Genomic DNA, 1,239 nt, shown 5'->3' with positions numbered 1-1,239 from the left:
GGGGGGTTTCAAAGGAATCGCGGCTGGCGCATTGATCATCATTATCTGTCTCGTGAGCTACAGGAGAAAGCCACCGCTTGCTGGATCGATGTTGAGCCACGGCGGGCCGAAAAACCCAGCGATCATGCCCCTGTCATTGTTGCCCTGGATATTTAAGCGCCTTGTTATAGTCATTTCAAGCTAGGTTGAGACACTCCCCAAACGCTCCCTGCCACTGCCTTCACCCCTTCTCTCAGAGGAAGAGGGGAGCCAGGCGGAAATGTTTCATTCCTGTTTAAATGACCATAACAGCTCATACCAACCAGCCATCCAATTAAAATGGAGCGGCCTCTTCGAGAATTTTCAGCAGGTGTTGCCGCTGTTCTGAGCTGAGGACCTGTCGCATTTCCAGAACTGCCTCAAAACGTTTGGCATTTACTTCTTGGCTTAGCTGTTGTACCCGCTGAAATTGAGCTGCCACTTCTGACTCAGGGGCATCGCTGACCAGCAACTCCCGCAATTGACGGCGGGCTGCCCTCCACTCCAAAATGCGATCCAACAACTCTTCCTGTTTGCGGTGGCGGATCTGCTGCAATTGCCGCAACTGCTCGTCGGAGAGGTTCAGCTCCCGCAAATTGCGAGCAAAGGGGCGGCGCAAATCCATCATTCGCAGGGGGCGGGGTTGGCCCATCACCGGTTCACCCAGGGATCCCAGGTAGAGTGGCAAAATGGGGATCCAAATCCAAGCATTTCTCATGGTTCTTTGCAGGCTTTTTCTAAGAATCTAACCAAGAATCTGACCAAGGTCTCAGAAGTCTCAGCGGTGTAATGGTCAATGAAGGGGGATATTCGTGAGGCTGATGGATTTAGGATCCCTCTGGATCGCGTTCTATCCACCAAGTTTCGGTTTCTGTTCCCTCTGGGCTCAGCAAGCTTCCCCAAGTGCTCACCAAAAAACTTTCTAGGGCTTCGGTCTCCTGGGCCACCACCTGTACCTGCCAGCGCTGATAGCCAATCCAGCCCAGCAAAGCGCCCGCCAAAAGGGAGATGCCAACCCAACGCCAAGGGTGCTTGAGCCGGCCATGAAGTGGATGAGTCGCCACAACTTGAAGGATCTGCTCCTCCAGCCCAGAAGCCGCAGGGGGAGGGAGGGGGCGATATTGACGCAAAAAGTGGCGCAGCCGCTCGTCTGCTAGGGGGTTGGGGTGCTCACTCATGGGGTAATGCCCTCGTAAACTACCCGACCCTGACTGCTTCGCA

2 protein-coding genes and 1 pseudogene are annotated in these 1,239 nt (G+C 54.5%); 1 reads left to right on the top strand and 2 read right to left on the bottom strand.

The features are described from left to right. A pseudogene (locus NW815_RS06335) lies at positions 1-156 on the top strand (exodeoxyribonuclease III); the annotation flags it as partial. 157 nt (positions 157-313) lie between these two features. Here NW815_RS06335 and NW815_RS06330 read toward each other — a convergent pair. Both NW815_RS06330 and NW815_RS06325 read right to left on the bottom strand, forming a co-directional pair. After that, positions 314-736 carry a Spy/CpxP family protein refolding chaperone gene (locus tag NW815_RS06330; protein WP_414388569.1) on the bottom strand — a complete coding sequence of 141 codons (423 nt, stop codon included), beginning with the start codon at positions 734-736 and terminating at the stop codon, positions 314-316. Between the two features lie 109 nt (positions 737-845). Continuing rightward, positions 846-1,239: hypothetical protein (locus NW815_RS06325; protein ID WP_414415814.1), on the bottom strand; the 394-nt coding region annotated here is incomplete at its 5' end.

It is taken from the genome of Synechococcus sp. R6-7, assembly GCF_047461695.1.
Classification (GTDB): domain Bacteria; phylum Cyanobacteriota; class Cyanobacteriia; order Thermostichales; family Thermostichaceae; genus Thermostichus.
Note: the sequence above shows the minus strand (reverse complement) of the source record. Positions and strands in the feature narration are given on the sequence as shown.